At 60.6% G+C, this 21406-nt stretch carries 19 protein-coding genes; 10 read left to right on the forward strand and 9 right to left on the reverse strand.

Annotated elements, in window-relative coordinates; genetic code table 11:
- Positions 1-77 precede the first annotated feature (77 nt).
- On the forward strand, positions 78-2153 hold the full coding sequence (gene kdpB / locus GSQ77_RS24780) for a potassium-transporting ATPase subunit KdpB (protein ID WP_158906571.1): 2076 nt from the start codon (positions 78-80) through the stop codon (positions 2151-2153).
- Between the two features lie 15 nt (positions 2154-2168).
- On the opposite strand, the gene GSQ77_RS24785 is transcribed toward kdpB, so the two are convergent.
- Positions 2169-2951 carry a DUF3047 domain-containing protein gene (locus GSQ77_RS24785; RefSeq protein ID WP_254067773.1) on the reverse strand — a complete coding sequence of 261 codons (783 nt, stop codon included), beginning with the start codon at positions 2949-2951 and terminating at the stop codon, positions 2169-2171.
- A 349-nt stretch (positions 2952-3300) separates the two neighbouring features.
- Here GSQ77_RS24785 and GSQ77_RS24790 point away from each other — a divergent pair, with 349 nt between their 5' ends.
- The 6 genes from GSQ77_RS24790 (at position 3301) to GSQ77_RS24815 (ending at position 10643) form a co-directional block, all read left to right on the forward strand.
- Entirely contained in the window at positions 3301-4491 is a 1191-nt protein-coding gene (locus GSQ77_RS24790; protein ID WP_158905773.1) for a porin, read from the forward strand.
- Between the two features lie 377 nt (positions 4492-4868).
- Entirely contained in the window at positions 4869-5225 is a 357-nt protein-coding gene (locus GSQ77_RS24795) for a BON domain-containing protein (protein ID WP_158905775.1), read from the forward strand.
- Between the two features lie 204 nt (positions 5226-5429).
- Complete coding sequence (locus tag GSQ77_RS24800; protein WP_158905777.1) at positions 5430-6383, forward strand: helix-turn-helix domain-containing protein; 954 nt, start codon at positions 5430-5432, stop codon at positions 6381-6383.
- Positions 6384-6465: 82 nt separating this feature from the next.
- Positions 6466-8556: a pyridoxamine 5'-phosphate oxidase family protein gene (locus GSQ77_RS24805; RefSeq protein WP_158905780.1), complete on the forward strand. Its 2091-nt coding sequence runs from the start codon at positions 6466-6468 to the stop codon at positions 8554-8556.
- 140 nt (positions 8557-8696) lie between these two features.
- Positions 8697-9344: a cysteine hydrolase gene (locus GSQ77_RS24810; RefSeq protein ID WP_158905782.1), complete on the forward strand. Its 648-nt coding sequence runs from the start codon at positions 8697-8699 to the stop codon at positions 9342-9344.
- 150 nt (positions 9345-9494) lie between these two features.
- Positions 9495-10643, forward strand: coding sequence for a DSD1 family PLP-dependent enzyme (locus GSQ77_RS24815; RefSeq protein ID WP_254067774.1), 1149 nt, complete (start codon positions 9495-9497; stop codon positions 10641-10643).
- 120 nt (positions 10644-10763) lie between these two features.
- Here GSQ77_RS24815 and GSQ77_RS24820 read toward each other — a convergent pair whose 3' ends face one another.
- Together GSQ77_RS24820 and GSQ77_RS24825 are read right to left on the reverse strand one after the other, a co-directional pair.
- Positions 10764-11756, reverse strand: a complete 993-nt coding sequence (locus GSQ77_RS24820; protein ID WP_158905786.1) for a Dyp-type peroxidase — start codon at positions 11754-11756, stop codon at positions 10764-10766.
- A 174-nt stretch (positions 11757-11930) separates the two neighbouring features.
- Entirely contained in the window at positions 11931-12827 is an 897-nt protein-coding gene (locus GSQ77_RS24825; protein ID WP_158905788.1) for a LysR family transcriptional regulator, read from the reverse strand.
- Between the two features lie 159 nt (positions 12828-12986).
- On the opposite strand from GSQ77_RS24825, the gene GSQ77_RS24830 reads away from it, so the two are divergent.
- Positions 12987-13736, forward strand: a complete 750-nt coding sequence (locus GSQ77_RS24830) for a sulfite exporter TauE/SafE family protein (RefSeq protein WP_158905790.1) — start codon at positions 12987-12989, stop codon at positions 13734-13736.
- Positions 13737-13870: 134 nt separating this feature from the next.
- Here GSQ77_RS24830 and GSQ77_RS24835 read toward each other — a convergent pair whose 3' ends face one another.
- Both GSQ77_RS24835 and GSQ77_RS24840 read right to left on the reverse strand, forming a co-directional pair.
- A complete protein-coding gene (locus GSQ77_RS24835; RefSeq protein WP_158905792.1) occupies positions 13871-15238 on the reverse strand; it encodes an MFS transporter in 1368 nt (455 codons plus the stop codon).
- Positions 15239-15378: 140 nt separating this feature from the next.
- Positions 15379-15783, reverse strand: a complete 405-nt coding sequence (locus tag GSQ77_RS24840) for a DUF3224 domain-containing protein (RefSeq protein WP_158905794.1) — start codon at positions 15781-15783, stop codon at positions 15379-15381.
- 202 nt (positions 15784-15985) lie between these two features.
- Between GSQ77_RS24840 and GSQ77_RS24845 the strand changes: the two genes are divergently transcribed.
- A complete protein-coding gene (locus tag GSQ77_RS24845) occupies positions 15986-16360 on the forward strand; it encodes a glutathione S-transferase N-terminal domain-containing protein (RefSeq protein ID WP_158905796.1) in 375 nt (124 codons plus the stop codon).
- On the opposite strand, the gene pcaD is transcribed toward GSQ77_RS24845, so the two are convergent.
- The 4 genes from pcaD to pcaH form a co-directional block, all read right to left on the reverse strand.
- A complete protein-coding gene (gene pcaD / locus GSQ77_RS24850; RefSeq protein ID WP_158905798.1) occupies positions 16327-17514 on the reverse strand; it encodes a 3-oxoadipate enol-lactonase in 1188 nt (395 codons plus the stop codon). The genes GSQ77_RS24845 and pcaD overlap by 34 nt on opposite strands.
- A 73-nt stretch (positions 17515-17587) precedes the next feature.
- Positions 17588-18937: a 3-carboxy-cis,cis-muconate cycloisomerase gene (gene pcaB / locus GSQ77_RS24855; protein ID WP_158905800.1), complete on the reverse strand. Its 1350-nt coding sequence runs from the start codon at positions 18935-18937 to the stop codon at positions 17588-17590.
- A gap of 13 nt (positions 18938-18950) precedes the next feature.
- Positions 18951-19547 carry a protocatechuate 3,4-dioxygenase subunit alpha gene (gene pcaG / locus GSQ77_RS24860; protein ID WP_158905802.1) on the reverse strand — a complete coding sequence of 199 codons (597 nt, stop codon included), beginning with the start codon at positions 19545-19547 and terminating at the stop codon, positions 18951-18953.
- 3 nt (positions 19548-19550) lie between these two features.
- Positions 19551-20294 carry a protocatechuate 3,4-dioxygenase subunit beta gene (gene pcaH, locus GSQ77_RS24865; protein ID WP_174246490.1) on the reverse strand — a complete coding sequence of 248 codons (744 nt, stop codon included), beginning with the start codon at positions 20292-20294 and terminating at the stop codon, positions 19551-19553.
- 111 nt (positions 20295-20405) lie between these two features.
- Between pcaH and pcaQ the strand changes: the two genes are divergently transcribed.
- Positions 20406-21350, forward strand: coding sequence for a pca operon transcription factor PcaQ (pcaQ, locus tag GSQ77_RS24870; protein WP_158905807.1), 945 nt, complete (start codon positions 20406-20408; stop codon positions 21348-21350).
- The last annotated feature ends 56 nt before the right edge of the window (positions 21351-21406 follow it).

Raw genomic sequence — 21406 nt, forward strand, 5'->3', positions numbered from 1 at the left:
AAAGCATGACAACTGTCAATCAACCGCCTGTTCACCGTCCCGAGAATCTCGGGCGTGCACGTACCGCTGCACGCTCGATGTTCGATCCTGCGCTCGTGAAGCCGGCCATCGTCGATGCGTTCAAGAAGCTCGGCCCGCGCACGCAGCTTCGTAACCCGGTGATGTTCTGCGTCTATATCGGCAGTATCATGACGACGGTGCTGTGGGTCGCCGCGCTGGCAGGGCAAGCCGAAGCGCCGGCGGGGTTCATTCTGGCCGTCTCGCTATGGCTCTGGTTCACGGTGCTCTTCGCGAATTTAGCGGAAGCGCTCGCCGAAGGCCGTTCGAAAGCCCAGGCCGCATCGCTTAGGATTGCGAGGTACAACGTGGTGGCCAAGAAGCTCGACGAGCCGCATGCGAAGGCGCCGCTGCGCATCACGACGTCGACGGAACTGCGCAAGGGCGATGTCGTGCTCGTCGAAGCCGGCGACACGATGCCCGCCGACGGCGAGGTGATTGAAGGCGTCGCATCGGTCGACGAGTCGGCGATCACCGGCGAATCCGCACCGGTCATCCGTGAATCGGGCGGCGACTTCTCGTCCGTTACCGGCGGCACGCGCGTACTGTCCGACTGGATTGTCGTACGCGTGAGCGTGAATCCGGGCGAAGCGTTCCTCGACCGGATGATCGCGATGGTCGAAGGCGCAAAGCGCCAGAAGACGCCCAACGAGATCGCGCTGACGATTCTGCTCGTGGCGCTCTCGCTCGTAATGCTGTTCTCGACGACGTCGCTGTTGCCGTTCTCGATCTTTGCGGTTGCGGTAACGAAGCTTGGCCATGTCGTCATTATTACGGCGCTCGTCGCATTGCTCGTGTGTCTGCTCCCGACGACGATCGGCGCCCTGCTCTCGGCTATCGGCGTTGCCGGCATGAGCCGCCTGCTGCAGGTCAATGTGATCGCCACCTCGGGCCGCGCCATCGAAGCGGCCGGCGACGTTGACGTGCTGCTGCTCGACAAGACCGGCACGATCACGCTCGGCAATCGCCAGGCCTCCACGTTCGTGCCGGCACCCGGTGTGACGGAGGAGTTCCTCGCGGACGCGGCGCAGCTTGCATCGCTTGCCGACGAAACGCCTGAGGGACGAAGCATCCTCGCGCTGGCCAAGCGGCGCTTCAACATCCGTGAGCGCGACATGGGTTCGCTGCACGCTCAGTTCCTCGGCTTCACCGCGCAAACGCGCATGAGTGGCGTCGATCTGCTGAACCGTGAGATCCGCAAGGGCTCGGCCGACGCCGTGCGCCGCTACGTCGAAGCAGGGGGCGGCAGCTTTCCGCAGGAAGTACAAAAGGCGGTCGACGAAGTGGCTCGCCGCGGCAGCACGCCGTTGGTGGTGGCGGAGAAGCAGGGCGCGCACGGTGAGGAGCCGGGCGCCGCGAGCGTGCTCGGCGTGATTGAGCTGAAGGATATCGTCAAGAGCGGCCTCAAGGAGCGCTTTGCCGAGCTTCGGAGGATGGGCATCAAGACGGTGATGGTGACGGGCGACAACTGGTTGACGGCGGCCGCGATTGCCGCTGAAGCGGGCGTCGACGACTTCGTTGCCGAAGCCACGCCAGAAGCCAAGCTGGCGGTCATCCGCTCGCATCAGGCCGAAGGACGGTTTGTCGCGATGACGGGCGACGGCATCAACGACGCACCGGCACTTGCGCAGGCTGACGTGGCCTTGGCAATGAACACGGGTACGCAAGCCGCGAAGGAAGCGGGCAATATGGTCGACCTCGACTCGAACCCGACGAAGCTGATCGAGATCGTCGAGATCGGCAAGCAGATGTTGATGACCCGGGGCTCGTTGACCACGCTCTCGCTCGCCAACGACGTCGCCAAGTACTTCGCGATCATTCCGGCTGCGTTTGCTTCGACGTATCCGCAGCTACGCGTGTTCAACGTGATGCATTTGACCTCGCCGACCTCCGCGATTCTGTCGGCGGTGATCTTCAACGCGCTGATCATTGTGTTCTTGATCCCGCTCGCGTTGAAGGGCGTGAAGTACCGCGCGCTCGGCGCGGCCCCATTACTGCGTCGCAACCTGCTGATCTATGGCCTCGGCGGTATCATCTTGCCGTTCCCATTCATCAAGCTGGTCGATATGGTGATTGCCGCGATGGGTTGGGCCTGATCGGCCCGTTCACGCTCAGCAGCCGCCCTTGTCGTGGCAAAACCGAATATCGCCGTACCATGCCTGCGCGGTTGAATTGGTGTTGTCCGAATCGGTCAGCACCCCATACGCCAACAGCTTGCCGGGTTTTTCGTGGAAGACACTTTGGAAATCGTCGGCTACGTTCCGGTTGAAGCTCTGCCATTGTCCCAGTGAGGCATCGCCGCCGGCCGCGACGACCATTTGAATTCGGTCGGTATGCGGATTGGGAATAACGTTGCCGACCGGCGCCGTAGTGGACCAGATATACATCAGCGTGGCGTAAGGCAGATCCTGGCCGCCTATCGACTTGGCCAGGCGTGCGGCAGTGCGGTCGCCTAACGACAACTGACTTTTATCGCCGTCGAAAATCAGTATCAGGCGTGCCGGAGCGTCCTCCAGAGCTGCCACACTATTGTCGGCTTTGGGAACCGGGTGATCGACCTTCCAGCGCCAACTGAGCCAGGGCGTTTGCGTGAGATCCGTATTCCCATCGTGCATCAGAGCCGAAGCCGATCCGGCGGAGTCGGCTTCGATGACCGTCGCACCGGAAACCGAGACCAATTTATATTGGGTCGGTACTTTACCTTTTGCCACGGGCAAATTCTTCCAACCCGCCGGCAAATCGGGGCCAGGCGACGACGCCGAAAAAACCGGGCTGGGCGCATCCGCAGGTGCGGCGGGTGTGCTGCTTTGCGCGTAGACGGGGCTGTTGGCGACCAGCATGGCACCCAAGCATAGGATGCCGGAGCTAACTAAAGCACGGGGCACACGGAGCATTACGTTCTCCTCGGGGGAAGGGGGGCGCCGCAGGAAGCTGTTGCGGCAGCACGCAAAGGGTGCTTTTGGGGCGGCCACGACGGGCACCGGACTTTGATTATTGTAGTCAATACTATGCACAGCGTGTGTCATTGCAGCTTCACGATAGGGATCAAAATCTGCTAGGCATCCACAAATTTACACGGAATGCCATCAGACAAGATGCCGCAGTGTTGCAGCCTATCGGCGGTCTCTCAATCGTTATATCCGGTGATATATTACGCCCGCCAAGCGCGCCGTGCTGCTTGCCAAGCTGAATGCAGCCTTTCAGCAAGTTCAGCCTTGTCCAACCTACCTCGGAATATTTCGGATGAAAAAAATTGCCTTAGCCGGCACGATTGCGGGCCTGCTTTCCGTGGCAGCACATGCGCAAAGCAGCGTCACCCTGTATGGAGTAATCGATGAAGGTGTTCAGTTCAATTCCAACGCCAAGAATGTCGTCGGCGGGACCAACGTGGGCGGCCGCTCAGTCTCACTGGAATCGGCAAGTGGCGGTCTGTCGAACAATCGTTGGGGGTTGCGTGGTACGGAAGATCTAGGCAGCGGCCTCAAGGCCATCTTCACGCTCGAGTCTGGATTCAATCTCAATACCGGTGCTTTCGGACAAGGCACCACGCCCTTCGGCCGACAGGCGTTTGTCGGATTGAGCAGTGTCCAATACGGCACGGTCACCATGGGTCGCCAATACGACAGCATCGTTACCTATGTTCAACCCGTGACCACCATTCGTTACTTTGGCGGTTCGTTACTGATCGAGCATCCGGGCGATCTCGACAACTTCAACAATTCGCTGCGTACCAACAACACCGTCACCTATGCGAGCCCGGACTTCAATGGCTTGACCATGGGTGCCCAGGTCAGCCTGGGCGGGCAAGCCGGCAACGTGACCGCAGGGGGGGGCTATTCGGCCGGCGCAACCTACGCCAACGGTCCGATCACGCTGGGTGCCGGCTATAACTACTTCAAGAACCCGACCGGCGCTGCTGGCACCGGGCTATTCACCGATAACGTCAACGGGTCTTCTATCCTTAGCGGTGTCTTGAATAGCGGTTATGCAACGGCCAACTCCTACCAGGTCGCAGCCGCTGGCGGCACTTACGATTTGGGGGCGGCCCTGATTGGCGTGAGCTACTCCAACGTCAAGTACGGCACCATCAGCGCACTGAATGGCGCCACCGCTACCTTTAACGATGTGGAAGTCGGCTTCAAATGGCGCTTCACACCAGCGTTGTTCGCGGGGCTCTCGTATAACTATCTTAAAGGCAATAGCGTCGACTTCAAGCCGGGCGCCAGCGTAGGCAATCAACACTTCAACGAAGTCAGCCTGCTCACCGATTACGCGCTATCCAGGCGCACTGATGTCTATATCCTCGGCGCTTACCAGCGAGCATCGGGTACCAGTTCCACAGGATCTGCGGCGGTGGCTGACATCGGAAACAGCGGGGATTCGTCGAACGACGGCCAAGCGATTGTTCGAGTGGGGATGCGCCATCGCTTCTAATTGAACGACTAGCGGTATGGCACTGTATATGGCTCGTCTTTCGACGAGCCATTCTTTTGTGGACTTGCCTGAGATTGGCACTCAGGCAGGTCGTGCCAACGGCATGGCAATACTAGGGTTAACCCTAGGCCATGCTTTCAATTGTCATACTCCACTGTTACAGACGACTTGAGATTTTTTGACTCATCTGCGGTACATTTCCTGTCATGTGTAGTGATCGCATCCAGAGTAAGGTGTGGAATCTACTTGATGTGGAGCCGCGATAGGCATTTCGGGGGCAACTAGAGGTTGAAGCAAAGGCAACAAGCTGTGGCAAGTTTTTATCGTTCTTGCGGTTGGCGTGTTGAGGCACTTTCTATCTATAAGGAGAAGTAAAAATGAAATTAGCTAACGTGCTCAAAATGACTTGTACAGTTTTTGCAGTGGCCTTCGCATGTCAGGCGTACGCCCAGGCATCGGGCGCGGCCGATGCAACCGCAACCCCCACACCGTCGGCCAAGAAGACGGTCCGAACGGCGAACCATAGGCTGGCTCTTGCGGTGCGGCACGCGCTGAGTAGGACGAAAGGTCTCGATGTTGCACGAGTCGTGGTCCTCGCCAGGAGCGGGAAGATCTCGCTTAACGGATCGATGCCGACCCAGGATCAGGTCGACAAGACCACCGACGTCGCCAAGGGTGTGCCCGGCGTGATCTCCGTCAACAATCAACTGACCGCGGGTACAGTCAATCCGTAGTCGTCGCTGTATGTATTCCCTAGCGTCGGGCCCGCTGATACCGGCTGGCCCGGCGTACATCACTTGCTCACATCCGTCATAATCGCAGCACCATACGCCTAATGTGTTTTAACGCTGGTTTCCTGCCCGTGCTGCACTATATTAAGAGGCTGGGGCGCATCGAGAAGGAGCGCGCTCGAACCGCTTGAGAGAAGAGGGGTAAAAATGCCTAGGCTTTACGCGCAAACCCGACTTTCTGTAGAGCCCGTAATCCTGGTGTCGCAGGCCATCGATACCGAACAGCGATGGCGCTGCCCGTCTCGCCTGGTGGACACACCCGCGCAGCCGGACGGCAATGTGACGATCTCGCGGTGGACGCGAGACGACGTGAAGACCGTCGAAATCACGCCTCAAGTCGATAACGAATTCCACACGATCGGCATCAACCTTAAATCCACGCGCGTGACGTTTTACCATGGCGGCCGGCCGCTGCACGATGGGTGCGTCATGCCGGGCGTAACTCAGGTAACGTGCCCCGGCGAGCCGGTGCGGGCGCTGTTCTACATGCCGTGCGATGTGCTGCATGTGTACGTGACACAAGCGTTGCTGGCCGAGTGCTATGAGAGTGCGTTCAACATTGCGCCCGTCGGTGACCTCCTCATCAGCGACCCCTCGTTGATTCGTGACCCCGTAATCGAACGCCTGGCGCTTGCGCTTGCGAATGCGTCGGATGTCTGCGGTGCGTTCAGCCGTGTCTACACCGAGAGTGTCGGGCTCGCCATCGTCTCGCGCCTGCTTGCACGCGAGTTCAACCGCGTCGGGCGTCCGCGTTCCGTGGCCGCGGTGGGTTTGCCCGCGTGGCAAGCCAAACGCGCGATCGACTACATCGACGCACACCTGACCGATTCGATCGGGCTGGCCGATATCGCGCAAAGCACGGGGCTCTCTCGTATGCACTTTGCCGCGCAGTTCCGTGCCGCGACGGGTTTGCGTCCTCATGAATTCGTCTTGCGCCGGCGTATCGAGCGTGCGCAAAGCCTATTGCTGCAGTCCAGGCTAACCTCGCTGGACATCGCTTTGAGCACAGGTTTTCGTTCGCAAGCTCACTTCACGACAGTATTCAAGCGTTTGGTTGGGGAAACGCCGGCTCGCTGGCGGGCGATCGTTCGCGACAAATAAGTTCTCAACCTACCCAGGGACGCACACACGCCCGCCATTCGTTCATTTACGTCGATCATGTCGATCAAGAAGTCGCCCTAGCATGAGCACATCCCCGACAGAGAACCCGCGCTCGCCTTGGCATCCCGGTGAACTGGAACTCCAGAAAGCGGCTGGGGTTGCGCAGCGGATGGAGGAAATCGGGCGGCAAGTGATTCGTGGTTTCATGCTCGATCAGCATCGTGCGTTTTACATGCAGCTGCCGTTCGTGGTTCTCGGGGCCGTGGATAAGGATGGCGACCCATGGGCTACGTTGCTCGCGGGCACGCCTGGGTTCCTGCAGGCACCGACTCGACACAGACTGAGCGTGAGCACCGGCAAGCGCGATTCGAGGGACCCCGCCAGCAGTGGGTTCGATAACGGCGCGTCGGTCGGGTTGCTCGGCATAGAACTGGACACGCGGCGCCGCAACCGTTTGAACGGCGTCGTGCGCAATAGTAGCGAGGCGGGTTTCGACATCGAGGTTGCCCAGAGTTTCGGCAATTGCCCGCAATATATCCAACTGCGCGATTTCGAATTTGTCCGCGACTCGGCAAGTGTGTCGAAGCAGGAAGCCGTGCGCCTGTCTGAGTTGTCCGAGCGTGCCCGGGCGATGATCACAGGAGCGGACACGTTGTTCGTCGCTTCCTATGTGGATATCGACGGGGAGCCTCGGCAAGTCGACGTCTCGCATCGCGGTGGCCGGGCGGGCTTCGTGCGTCTGGGCGACGATGGCGTTCTAACGATTCCGGAGTTCGCCGGGAATTTGTTTTTCGCAACGCTGGGCAATTTTCTCGTCAATCCCAAAGCAGGGCTTCTTTTCACCGATTTCGAAACGGGCGATTTGCTCCAGCTTTCGGGAGACGCCGAGATCGTCCTGCAGTCGCCGGAGATCGCCGCGTTCCAGGGGGCGGAGCGGTTATGGCGTTTCAAGCCGCGCCGTATCGTCTATCGTCCCGATGCTTTGCCCCTGCATTGGACGTTCCAGCGCGAAGGCTGGTCGCCCAACTCGCTGATGACCGGCGACTGGGCACAGGTCGAAGAGCGGCTGAAGGCGGCGGCATTAGCAGATTCGTGGCGACCGTTCAGGGTTACCAAGATCGCCGACGAGAGTTCCTTGATTCGGTCGTTCTACCTCGAGCCGCAAGACGGAGCAGGTCGGCTCGCGCATCAAGCAGGCCAGCACCTGCCGATCCGTGTCACGCTGGCGGGCACCAGTAAGCCCGTCATACGGACTTATACGCTTTCGGTCAGCCCATCTGACGAGTTCTACCGGATCAGCGTCAAGCGCGAAGGCGCGGTATCCGTGTACCTCCACGACACGCTTCGCGTGGGCGATGTGATCGAGGCCAGGGCGCCTGCCGGTCAGTTCACCATCGACGCCTTGGAGCGGCGACCTGCTGTGCTCCTGGCCGCCGGTGTCGGCGTGACGCCGATGCTCGCCATGCTGCGCCACATCGTATATGAGGGGCTGCGCACCCGGCGGGTGCGGCCGACCTGGTTCTTCCAGTCGGCACATGCATTGGCCGAGCGCGCGTTCACAACCGAAATACACGAGTTGGCCCAGAGGGCGCAGGGCCGCGTGCACGTGATGCGATTGCTGACGGATCCATCGGGCGCGCTCAAGGATAAAGACTACGACGTGGTGGGCCGGATCGATTTGAGGCTGCTTAAACAGGTATTGTCGTTCAACGATTACGACTTCTATCTATGCGGCCCGGGTGCATTCATGCAGTCGATCTACGATGGCCTGCGCAATTTGAACGTTGCCGATGCGCGCATCCATGCCGAGTCGTTCGGGCCCGCTGCGCTGCGCAGAAAGTGCGACCACTCGATCGATGCGGCGCCTGAGCACGTGCCGGCTGAAGCGCCGATTTCCATCGCGTTCGTCAAGTCGGGCCAGCAGGCGCAGTGGACGCCGGGAAGTGGCTCCTTGCTGAAACTGGCGGAGTCGTGCGGACTGTCGCCCGAATTCGGCTGCCGTGGTGGCACGTGCGGCACGTGTCGAACCCGCATCGTGAAGGGCGTGGTGGCCTACGCGGTCCCCCCTGCGTTCAAGGTCCCCGAGGATGAAGCGCTGATCTGCTGCGCCGTGCCTGCCAAACCGGAGGTGGGCGACAACGACCCGGACGACCCGCTGCAGCTCGATCTCTGAGCGCGTGGGTGGGTGTATCAAGACGCAGGTGCCCGGCGCGCCTGCAAAGCGAAGCGCGGGCTGACTGAACCTGCAGCGTAAGGCTCGCACACATCCTTGCCAAGGTGAGGAAAACGAGTGACGAAAACGAGGTGACGAAAATGAACATCCAGAAGGGCAACACCGCAGTCGTAATCATCGATCCGCAAAACGACGTGCTCAGCGAAAAGGGCGCCAACTGGGGCGCTGTGGGCGCGAGCGTTACCGAGAACCGAACGGTGGAGAATCTGGAGCGCATTTTCAAGGCGGCGAAGGCGAAGGGATACGAAGTGTTTATATCCCCTCATTATTTCTATCCCACCGATATCACCTGGAAAATGAACGGGCTGCTGGAAGCCGACGAGTTCGAGACCGGCACCTTCGCCAGGAGCGGTGCCTTGAACCTGACAGGCTTTCTGAATTCGGGAGCGGACTGGCTGGAGCGCTTCAAGCCTTATATCGAAGACGGCAAGACTATCGTTGCGAGCCCCCACAAGGTGTTCGGGCCGCAGACCAACGATCTCGTCCTGCAACTACGCAAGCGCGGCATCAGCGGCATCATCCTCGGCGGCATGCTCGCGAACATGTGCGTGGAGTCACATTTGCGCGATTTCGTCGAGCAGGGTTTCGAGGTGGCGGTCGTCTCCGATGCCGTGGCTGGACCACGTCACCCGGTATGGGGAGACGGCTATAAGGCGGCCATGATCAACTATCGGTTTTTGGCCCATGCGGTGGTGTCCACCGATGAAGTGGTGGATGCGATGAACTGAGGGGATAGTGCGGGCTTGGACATCAAACATTTTCTGACAGTTTGCACGCGCCGCACGAGGTCGTTGCGCGACGGCGAATGCTACTATGTCGCGAGTTTCTGCATGCAGTTCGAATGCAGCCTATATGCGTGATTTTTCAAGGGGATGTTCTTGAAGCTGCAAGCTCCTGCGGTAGCCCAACCCGGCGATTCGCTCAGCGCGGTCGGCACGCCCGCATTGCTGATCGATCTCGATGCGTTCGAAGCCAACTTACAAAAAATTTCGGACTTCGCCGCCGCTCATGGCGTGGCGTTGCGACCGCACGCGAAGGCTCACAAGTCGAGCGAGATCGCGAAGCGCCAGCTCGCGGCTGGGGCTGTGGGCATCTGTTGCCAGAAACTCAGCGAAGCTTATCCGTTCGCGGCGGCGGGCATTCCCAGCATACACATCAGCAATGAATTCGTCGGCGCCGACAAAGTCGCCATGGCGGTCGAGTTGGCGGCACATGTGCGCTTGAGCGTGTGCGTCGATTCCGTCGCTCAAGTTACTGCGCTGGGAGTTGCAGCCAAAAGCGCGGGCGTGCGTATCGATGTGCTGCCTGAGGTCGACGTGGGGCAGGGACGTTGCGGCGTGAATACGACCGAGGCGTTGCTCGAACTGGTCGATGCCATTGCGGCGCAAACTGCGCTTCGGTTCGGCGGCTTGCAGGCGTATCACGGCGGTGCACAACACATTGCAGTGCATGCGGAGCGCAAGGTCGCCGCGCAACGGGCGGCTGAGCTGGCGTCGCATTATGTCCAGGCGCTGCATGCGCGCGGCATAAACTGCGACGTCGTAACGGGCGGCGGTACCGGGACGATAGAGTTCGACGCGGCAAGCGGCGTCTACACGGAGCTGCAACCGGGGTCGTACTTGTTCATGGACGCGCATTACGGCGCTAATCAATGGACGGGCGCGCTGCGACTTCGCCACAGCCTTTTTATCGCATCGACCATCATGAGCGCGGCGCGCGCGGGCATTGCCGTGTGCGACGTGGGCTTGAAGGGCCTGGCGGTGGATTCGGGGCTACCGCGACGAATTTACTGGGAGAACGACGGGCAGGAGGCCGAGCTGCGCTACACGGCCGCGAACGACGAGCACGGCGTGTTGGTGGTGACCGACACCATGCCGAACACGATGCGCGAACTGCTGGGGCAACGCATCTTCTTTGCGCCGGGGCATTGCGATCCGACCGCCAACCTATACGACGAGTACGTGTGCTTTCGCGGCGCGCAGGTCGAGCAAGTATGGGCGATCGATGCGCGCGGACTTTCGCGGTGATGCGGGTATTGTCCTAGCGGCGACGCGCGTATCGTGCCGTTATGCGGCGACATGCGTGTCGTGCGGCCATGCGGCGACACGCATATCTCTCCTTAATGCGGCGACGCGCGCGTCGTGCCGCTAACGCGCCGGGTCGGCAGCGGGCGCATCCGGGTTGCACTCCGCTAGCTCTTCGAGCAACGACGCAGACGGCGCAAAAAACAAGCTACCCGTTACCGCTTTACTGAAATCGAGCAAGCGGTCATAGTTTCCCGCCGGCCGCCCGACAAACATGTTCTCGAGCATCAACTCGATCGGCGCGGGCGAGCGCGCATAGCCGATGAAATACGTGCCGAATTCGCCGAACCCCGGCCGTCCAAACGGCATGTTGGCGCGCAGTATTTTCACCTCTTCGCCGTTATCGGTGATGGTGGTGAGCGAGCTGTGCGACGAGCTCGGTTTGACCGACTCGTCCAGTTCGATGTCGGAGAGCTTGGTGCGGCCTATGATGCGTTCCTGTGCTTCGGTCGATAACGCGTTCCAGCCTGTCATGTCGTGCAGATATTTTTGCACCAGGATATAGCTCCCACCCGCCGCGGCCGCATCTTCATCGCCGACGATCGCAAAGACCGGTATTTCGTCGCCGCTGGGATTTTCAGTGCCGTCGACGAAGCCGACCATGCTGCGTTGTTCAAAATTACGAAAGCCATGCACCTCATCCACGACCGTCACTGCTGAACCGAGTGGGCTCATGAGTTGAGTCGCCAATTCGAAGCAGAGATTCATCTCGTTGGCGCAGATGTGCAGGAGAATATCCCCGGGCGTCGAGACCGCGACGCGCTCCCCCGAGCCTATCGCGAGAAACGGATGCAGACTCGCAGGACGCGGCTCACCGAACAGTACGTCCCAGGCGTGCGAGCCAAACCCACACACGCACGACAATTCACCCGCAGGCGCACGTCGGCCCACTGCCCTGACCAAGGCCGCGACATCACCGCACCAGGCACGGACAGTCTCATAGCTGGCGGGATCGTCGGAAATGGTAGCGACGATGAAAATCGCGCAAGGGGCGGCCGCGACGAAGGTTGCCTGTGGTCGGGCGCTTGAGGCGGCGGATATCGGAGTGTCACTCATCGGTTCGTGCCTAAATGGTCGGGGATTTTTCCGTGCAAATTGTAATCGGAATGGCGCAATGGCAGGGAACAATTCAATTGGGAACGCGATGCGGAAGCGAACGCAACAGCCCGCCGGCGGGGCGCGGGCGCACACTGACCACCGTGCAGGGGGACGCACCGCGTGTGGCTGAAACTACGTCGCGCTCGGCGCGATGGCAAGCTGTTCAAGCAGGGCCTTGGCCGGCCGTGACAACCCATCCGGATGCTTCACACAGGCCAGCAGTTGACGCGTCGCCCAACGGTCGGTCAGCGCAATGCGCCGGATGCCGTTTTTTCCGCGATACCGCTGCGCTGCGGTGGCTGGCACGATACCGATCCCAGCACCGCCTTCAACCATGCTGCATATCGCCTCGAACGTTCGCACTTGCGCTCTGAAACGCAAAGGTTGCCCCGCGAGCACAGCGTGTTCGCATACGTGTTGCTGTAAGGGACTGCCGGGACTCAAGCCGATAAACTTGCGCCCGAGCACTTCCTGGAGCGCCACGCGCCGATGTATCGCCAAGGCGTCGTCCCGGCCCACTACAAGGACGAGACGATCCGTGGCAAACGGAAACACGTGCAGTGCGCCGTGATCGACCGCGTCGGAAACGATGCCGACTTCCGCCACGTCAGCGAGCACGGCCTTGACTGTTTCCACGCTGAGGCGCTCTTTCAAATCGATATGAACGTTCGGATGGTCGCGGAGAAACGGACTCAACACTCGCGGTAGGAATTCTGTGATTGCCGAGGTATTCGCCCAAAGGCGGATGGATGCTACGCGCCCGCTTGAATGCTCTTTCAGTTCCCCTTGCAGGCGTTCCATCTGCCCCAACACCAGTCGTGCGTGATGAGCCAGCGTGTCGCCTGTGGGCGTGGATTCGACACCGCGACGGCCACGTTCGAGCAAGGGCATGCCGATCACCTCTTCCATGCCGCGCAAGCGCGCGCTGGCCGAGGGCAGGGACATATTCGCCTGGGCGGCACCCTGCGTGATGCTGCCGGATTCGAGAATATGCAAAAACAGGCGGAGGTCGATCAGGTCAAAGCGCATCAATACAGCTCCAGCAAAAATACAGGTCCCGCTCAGTTTTCACTCAGTTCACATTTTTGCCAGCCTTAGTCAAATCCTAAGGCTCATTGCGTATCATCCGCATTGTGCCAGCTATTGCATCTGGGAGAATGAGCCGGCTACCACTCTAGAACTACTATCATGACCTCGTTTTTTACCGCTCAAATTGCAGTGATCGCTCTCACGTTTGTGCTCGCGGGCACGGTGAAGGGCGTCACCGGCATGGGATTGCCTACCGTCGCGATGGGCGTTCTGGGGGCGTTTATGTTGCCGGTCCAAGCCGCTGCGCTCCTCATCTTGCCATCGTTCGTCACCAACGTCTGGCAATTGTTCGCGGGCCCGCGCTTCGGTACGCTGGCGAGACGGTTGTGGCCCATGTTGATCGGTATCGTGATCGGTACGCTGATTGCGGCCTCGTTCATTGCCGGCGGCGCGGCCCATTGGGCGGTCACCGGCTTAGGGCTTGCCTTGATGGTCTACGGCGCGGTGGGCTTGCTGGCGCGTCAGTTTTCGGTGCCGGGTCGGATCGAAAACCGTCTATCGCCTATCGTGGGGCTAGTCACGGGCTTCATTACGGGCGGCACAGGCGTGTTTGTCATCCCTGCGGTGCCCTATCTTCAGGCGCTCGATCTGACGAAAGAGGAACTGGTGCAGGCGCTGGGCCTGTCTTTTACCGTATCGACGATAGCGCTCGCGGCGGGTCTTGCGCGTGAGCACGCTTTTGTCATCGGGGACATCCGCAATTCGCTGTTCGCGGTGGCGCCCGCGCTGTTGGGCATGTGGATAGGGCAGGGTATCCGCAATCGGGTCAGTCCCGCGACATTCCGGCGATGGCTTTTTGTTTGCCTGCTGGGGCTGGGTTTGGAAATGCTGTTGCGCTCGTACTTATGACGTGTGCAGCGATGACGAGCGCGATGGGGTCTCGACAACACAAGCGCCAGCCGAGGGGCGCATCGACTTCCGCCATGCCCCTCGGAGCGAACGGCTGCGCAACAACATCATGGCGCAAGCCGCAGCAGACTGATTCAGTGTGCCGGGGACGCGCGCGTGCCGCCACCCGCCTGCACGTCGTCGTATTCCCGCGAGATGTCCTTGTTCGTGTAATCGACTAGCCGCGAGGAGGCAATCAGGCTGATCACCGCGCACACCACGATATAAGCCGCGATGGCATAGCCCGAATGGTAGTAAGCGAAGAGCGCGGTCGCAATCAGCGGCGCGGGGCCGCCGGCAATGACCGAAGCCAACTGGTAGCCCAAGGATGCACCGCTGTAACGCATTCGGCCCGTAAAGGATTCCGCGATCAAAGCGGCCTGGGGGCCGTACATCATTGCATGCGGTACCAGCGAAAGCACAATGGCCACGAAGATCCACATCGGATCCTTGGTGCCGACCATCGCAAAATAGAGCACGCCGAATACGCCGACGACGGCGGCACCGATCATGTACATCCGACGCCGCCCGATCAGATCGGACACGTGACCAAACAGCGGGATGGTTCCGAATTCCACCACCGAAGCCACCAGCACGGCGGTGAGCAACATGTCGCGTGTCATGCCCAGTGTCGAGACGCCATACGTGAAGACAAAGGCCGTGAAAATATAGAAAGGCGCTTGTTCGGCCATGCGCGCTAAGGCCGAGAGCAGGATGTCTTTCGGTTGGCGACGCAATACCTCGAGGATCGGCGTCTTCTCGATCTTGCGCTCAGCCAGAAGCCGCGAAAAAATGGGCGTTTCGAGAATATTCAATCGGATGTATAGACCGACCGCGACCAGCACGATACTGAGGAAGAACGGTATGCGCCAGCCCCACGTGAGAAAGCCGCTGCCGGAGATCTCACTCACAGCCAGCACCGCCAGGTTGGCCAGGAAAAGTCCCGCCGGCACCCCGAACTGCGGCAAGGAGGCGACGAAGCCGCGATGTGCGTTGGTGCGAGCCCATTCCATCGACATCAAGACCGAGCCACCCCATTCACCGCCCACGCCCACACCCTGGATGAAGCGCAGCACCGTGAGCAGGACTGCGCCCCAGATGCCGATTTGCGAATAGGTGGGCACAAAGGCCACGGCAAACGTCGCGACGCCCATCAGCAATAGGGTGACGATCAGCGTGGCTTTACGTCCGATCCGATCGCCGTAGTGGCCGAAAATGGCCGCGCCGACTGGCCGTGCTATGAAGCCGACGGCATAGATCAAAAAAGCCTGTAGTGTGCCGACGAGTGGGGCCGATTGCGGAAAATACAGCTTCGCGAAAACCAGGCCGGTCACTGTACTGTAGAGGAAGAAGTCGTACCATTCGATCGTGGTACCGATCGTGCTTGCGATGACGGCGCGGCGCAACTGGCGCCGGGCATTTTCATCGGAGAGGGGCATCGCCCCTGATTGGGTGGCAGCCATTTGAAACCTCCCCACAAAAAAGGGCGATACCGTGTATAGACAATTTACGCGGCGGGAGGTTCCGGCAGTGCAAAATGCGGCTGGGCAGAAAGCGTCACGATCAGCGTAGTTGCTTCAGCCCCCTGGGATCCGTTGAGTTTTCAGTGGCTGGGCAGGCGATAGGCAAACTCATAGAAGTGCGCACCCTCGACGATATTAATCTTGAAGTCACCCTCGATGCCGGTCAGTTCTTCCGTTCCAGAATCCGGCACGACGGTCACAGACAGAGAGGCTACGCCGCGATTCATGGTGCCCGTATGCTGCAGCACGAAGGAACCGTGTTTGCCTGCCAAAACCCCGGTGACCCTTTCTATGGCAACGTAGCCAGCCGAGCCTTTAACGCTCGTCCCAGCGCTGAGCATCTGCCCCTTTGTGCTTGCCGCGAGATCACCGGAAATCTGCTTGTTGATAGACATGCGAGCAAGCCGCTTTGGATCGGAATCCTCACTTTCAAACGGCATGGGTTGGAGTGAAACGACGAATGTGCCTTTTGCGATTTGGGTCATGGAAACTCCCTGTTTGATACCGTTGATAACCGCTAGCGGTAAGACTCAGGACAGTACACCACGGCAGACATGAGTTCAATCGTCCGCAATCCCGCCCGGGTTTCATACCTCAAAGGCGGCCGCCGCGTAGAACAGAACAGAACGGTTCGACATAGGAAGGCGTAGACTTGTCGACTTCCATTTGTCGTTCAAGGTAGTCCCTATGTTGATGAAAGCCCTGCGTGTCGGCCTCGGCGAGTTGATTTTGCTCGGTGATGCCGTCAGCCGCCCGCGCCCGCAACGCCGATCGGCGCAAGGTCAGGCAGCGGTAGTCAAAGAAGCGGCGCGGTTGTCGCTGTATCAGTTCCGCGCGTGCCCTTTTTGCGTCAAGACGCGACGCGCCCTACATCGGTTGAATGTGCCGATGACTCTGCACGACGCCAAGAAGGACCCCGTTGCACGGGATCGTTTGCTGGCCGAAGGCGGCAAGGTCAAGGTCCCTTGCCTCCATATTCAAGAGGCGGGTCGGTCTCGCTGGTTGTACGACTCCAAGGCCATCATCGCTTATTTAGAGGAACGGTTCGCCGGGGTCGTCTGATGCGCCGCGATGATTTTTCCTGCCAATGCAAAGCCGGTATTCGCCGCCGGTACGCCACAATAGATTGAAGCCTGTACCAGGGTTTCTTCGATCACTTCCGGCTCTACCCCGGCGCGCAACGCTGCGGCGACATGCAGCTCGAATTCTTCCCAACGTCCAAGCGCCGTTGTCATCGACAGGACGGCAACACGGCGCGTCAAATCGTCGAACCGGCTCGAGGTCCATACCTGGCCCCACGCGAGCTGCGTGATGAGCGTCTGGAAGCGTTGGTTGAACGGGGTAATGGCCTCCAGGCGCCGTTCGACATATTCAGCGCCTAACACTTGCTTGCGTCGCGCGAGCCCGACTGCGTAACGCTGCGCTTCGTCGTAAGCCGGTACTGCGTCGAGGAAGCCCAAGACCGTGTCGCACCATAAGCAAGGCAACTCGGTCATGGGAATATGAGCGCACGCCAGCGTTGTGATCTGCGCCCCGGGAATCTGCGCCGCGATCGCTTGCCCGCGCTCGGGTGGTGTCGACATGTCATGCTCGCCCGTGATCACCAGCGTGTCCGCTGAGACGCGGGATAGAGCGCCAGCGATACTCATGTCGCGAATTGCGGCGCAGCAGCCGATATATCCCTGGGGATCAAGCGAGAGCATGGTATTGCGCACGCGCTGATACTCCAGGCCGTTGCGCGCCACGAAGGCCGGCGTGTAGAAGCGGGCCATGACCGCGTCGGCGATCTGCGCCATGCCGCCGCGCTCTACGGCGTCGATGCGCGTATCCCATACTGCTGCGTCGAACCCGGTGGCTGTGTTGGACAGCACCAGCTTGTCCAGGCGGTTGCTGGCGCGCGCCGCATAACTGATGCCGACCATTCCCCCTAGCGACACGCCGCAATAGTGGAATTTCTCCAGCCCTGCGGCATCGGCTACGGCGGCCAGATCATCGGTGAGCTGGGTCATCGTGTAAGGACCGGCGGGAGCGTCTGAGGCACCGTGCCCGCGCATGTCATAGCGCACGACTCGGAAGTGGCGCATCAGGCGGGGGAGAACAGGGTCCCACAGGGAAAAATCGGTGCCTAGGGAGTTGCCCAACACCAGCGTGGGCAGCGTTGTGTCGCCATCGGCGCGCCAGTAGATGCGGGCATCGCCGCTGAGTACGTGTGGCATGGTCGGTCCTGGGTGAGCTTAACTGGATCAATAACGAGGTCAACAAAAACGGGGTTGGCAACAAACGAGGTGACTAAAAATTGCGACCGGTCCGCCATGCTTCGAGCACCGCTGTGCACATCGCCTGCGCCGCATCGAGATGGGCCGTCTGGCTACAAGCGGCGTCGATTTCCTGACCGCTCGCGGCTGCCCGGACCTCATCGTGGCGGCTAGCCAAGTCGCGCAAATCGACATGACGCGCGCTCGCCTCGTTGCATAGTTCGCCCACAATACGCTGCGCATTCTCGCTGCCAAGCTTGCGCGTAAGCAGCAGCGCGATGCCTTCGGAGAAGACCACGCCGTGCATGCGATCGATATTGGCCTGCATCGCGTGCGGCTCGACGCGCAAGCCCTCCGCCACTTCGACGGCTGCGTCAAGGCTGTTACCCGCAAGCATAAAGAGATCGGCCAGCACCGGCAGCGCGTTGGGCCAACTGCCCAAGCCACGCTCATGCTCAGCAGTCAGTTCGCCGGTAAGCGTAAGCGCTAGCGCGGGCGCGCGATAAGCAGCATCGAGCATATGCATGCATGCCACCGGGTTGCGCTTGTGCGGCATCGCCGAAGAGCCGCCGCGCCCTTCGGCGTGCGGCTCGAAGGCTTCGCCTACTTCGGGCTGCATCAACAGTGAAATGTCACGGCCGAACTTACCGAGCATGCCGCACAGGATTGCAAGTTCATTGCCCAGGCGTGCCAGGCGATCATGTGCGCCATGCCAGGAAATGACACTGGCCTGCAACCCCAGCCGCTGCGCGAGCACGCGAGTGACCGCATGCGCCTTGGCATGGTGCGCCACCAAGGTGCCGTTGGCGCCGCCAAACTGCAGCACGCGAGCACCTTCGCCGGCGTCGTGCAATGCGTGCGCGCAGCGCGCGACGGCGTCGAGCCAACCGGCCGCTTTCCAGCCAAAGGAGATTGGCGCGGCCGGTTGCAGCAGGGTGCGCGCCAGCATGGCGGTTCTGGCGTGTCGCTCGACCAGTGTTGCCAGCGCATCGCCGAGCCGCCGCAGGCCGACGTAGATCTGCTGTAGCGCTGCTTGCGATACGCACACGAGCGCGGTATCGCACACGTCCTGGCTGGTGGCGCCGTAATGCAGATAGGGCACGGCATCCGGTGCTGCGTGGCTCAGTTCTGCCTTCAATGCCTTCACGAACGGAATCGCAGGCGTGCCGGCGCGACGGGCCCGCTCGGCCAGCGCGGCAACGTCGAGGTGGACGGTCTCGCATTGCGCTGCGATGGCCTGCGCCGCACTCGCTGGAATCAGCTCGCATTCGGCCTGCGCTTGGGCAAGCGCGGCTTCGAAGCGCAACATCGACGCGACGATGGCCTCGTCGTCCCACAGGGCACGCATGGACGTGGTGGAAAAAGCGGCACGCAAAGCTTGCATGGGTGCAGTTCTCTTAGAGGTCAAAAAACACGGTTTCTTGCTCGCCCTGCATATGAATATCGAAATGATAAATCGGCTGCGAGATGCCCGAGCGTGCTGCATCCAGGCGCGCTATCAACGTAGGCCGACGCGCGGCCGGTACGGCCTGCAACACTTCGTCGCGCTCGTTGGCCTCGGGCTCGTCGCCGAAGTAGATGCGCGTAAAGGCGTGCATCAGCATACCGCGCATCAGGACGATGACGTTGAGATGCGGCGCGCTGTTTGCCGCTGCGGCACCGGGCTTGATGGTGTCGAGCACGAAGCGGTTTTGTTTGTCGGTGCCCGTGCCTATCCGGCAGAAGCCGCTCATGCCCTTGCGTGCGAGGTCCGCCGATGAGGAAATCGGCAATCCCTCGGCGTCGCTTTGCAAAAACTCGAGCAGTGCATCGCTGATGGGGTTGCCGTCGCCATCGAATACTCGGCCGATCACGGAAATTTTCTGACCTTGCACTTCGGGACTAACCGGACTGGTGGCGAACAGGCTAGGCAAATCGTAGCCATATTGCTCCGGTACAAGTCCATAGGCGAAAAACGGGCCGACGGTTTGCGAGGGGGTCTGTTTCAAAGGCATGGCTTATTTCTCCCGCGGTGTTTCGTTGGCGCCACGCAGGACGATGTCGAATTCATAGCCCAGTGCGTAGCCCGGCTGCGTGACATCGAGCTTGAAAGTGGCGACCAGCCGGTCGCGTGCCGCCGCCGGCACGCCCTGGAACATCGGGTCGTAGGCCAGCAAGGGATCGCCGGGGAAATACATCTGCGTGATCAGCCGCGAAGCGAAATATTCGCCGAATAGCGAGAAGTGAATATGGTTGGGGCGCCAGGCATTGTCGTGATTGCCCCACGGGTAGGCGCCCGGCTTGATGCTCAGAAAGCGATAACGGCCTTGCGCATCGGTCAGGCAACGGCCCGCGCCGAGAAAATTCGGGTCCAGTGGTGCGTCGTGCTGATCGGTTTTGTGCACATACCGGCCGGCCGCGTTGGCCTGCCAGATTTCCACCAGCGTATTCGCTACCGGCCGTGCGCGTTCGTCGAGCACGCGTCCGGTCACGATGATGCGCTCGCCCAGCGGTTCGCCGTTCTTGACGGCGTTGTGCGTCAGGTCGTGATCGAGCGGTCCCAGGTCGTCGGCACCGTACACGGGCGCGCGCAGATTGCGCAGGTGATCTTTCAGCGTGATCAACGGCTGGGTTGGGCCGCGCTTCACGGTAGAGCGGTACGGCGGATAGAGGTAAGGCGGATGCGATTCCCAGTCGAGCGGATCGAGCACGGTGTCGGCCACGTTGGTCTCCTGCAAAGTTTCGTATTGTGAGCAAGGCATTGCGACCCATTGCGAACAGCGGGTCGCGCGAAGCCACATAAGTTAAGCCTTTCTATAAATTATAGAAAATGATATTTTTTCAGTATTGACATAACTACTGGTTATACAAAATTGACCGACGAAAACTCATTTACCGCCGGGCGCGTCAAGCTGCGCCACCTGCAGTGCTTTCTGGCAGTTGCCGATCAAGGCAGCTTGCAGAAAGCGGCGACGCGGCTGGCGATTACTCAACCGGCGGTGTCGAAAACACTGGCCGAGCTCGAAGACATGCTGGGTGTGGCCTTGTTCGTGCGCGGGCGCGGGGGCGCTGTGGCCACGCGCGAGGCGCTGCGGTTTCTGCCCCATGCCCGGGCTTGCATGGCTGCACTGCGTGCCGGCATGGGAGCTTTGACGGATGTGTCTACGCGAAAGGCGGGCTATGCCAGTCTCGGCATTTTGCCCACGCTGAGCGCCGCGCTCTTGCCGGCGGCGCTGGGCTATTTGCAGCGCGAATGGCCAGACGTATCACTGCGCGTCGTGACCGGCACCAATCGGGAATTGTTGATGAAGTTACGCGCGGGCGACATCGAACTTGCGATCAACCGAGCCGCCGATCCGGAATTCATGACAGGTCTGGATTTTGAATATTTGTATAGCGAGCCGCTGGTCGTCGTGGTGCGCGTGGGTCATCCGTTACAGGCCAAGGCCGGCGGCGACCCGGCACGCATTCCGGACTACCCCGTGGTGCTGCCTCCGACAGGAACGGTGATTCGGCAATTGGCCGATCATCTGCTGGCTGCGAGCGGTGTTGTCGCGCTCACGTCCGTCATCGAACTGCTATCGGTGTCGGCAGGGCGTGCGCTCACGTTGGAAAGCGATGCGGTTTGGTTCGTGCCGCGCAGTGCCGTCGCGCGCGATTTGTCCAATGGCTCGTTCACCTGCTTGTCGTTGGCCGGCTCGGGCACGCAGGAGTCAGTGGGACTGACGCTACGCGCCGGCGGGCCGCGCACCGCTTTTTCGCAGGCGTTGCGCGATGCCTTCAGGGCAGCAGCGCGCGGCGCAGCACCTGTAGCTTGACCGACCCGCTTGACCGACCGCTTGATTGACCCACGTGATCGACGCGCGCGTGAGCA

The sequence above is a fragment of the Burkholderia sp. L27(2015) genome (assembly GCF_009765705.1).
Classification (GTDB): domain Bacteria; phylum Pseudomonadota; class Gammaproteobacteria; order Burkholderiales; family Burkholderiaceae; genus LMUX01.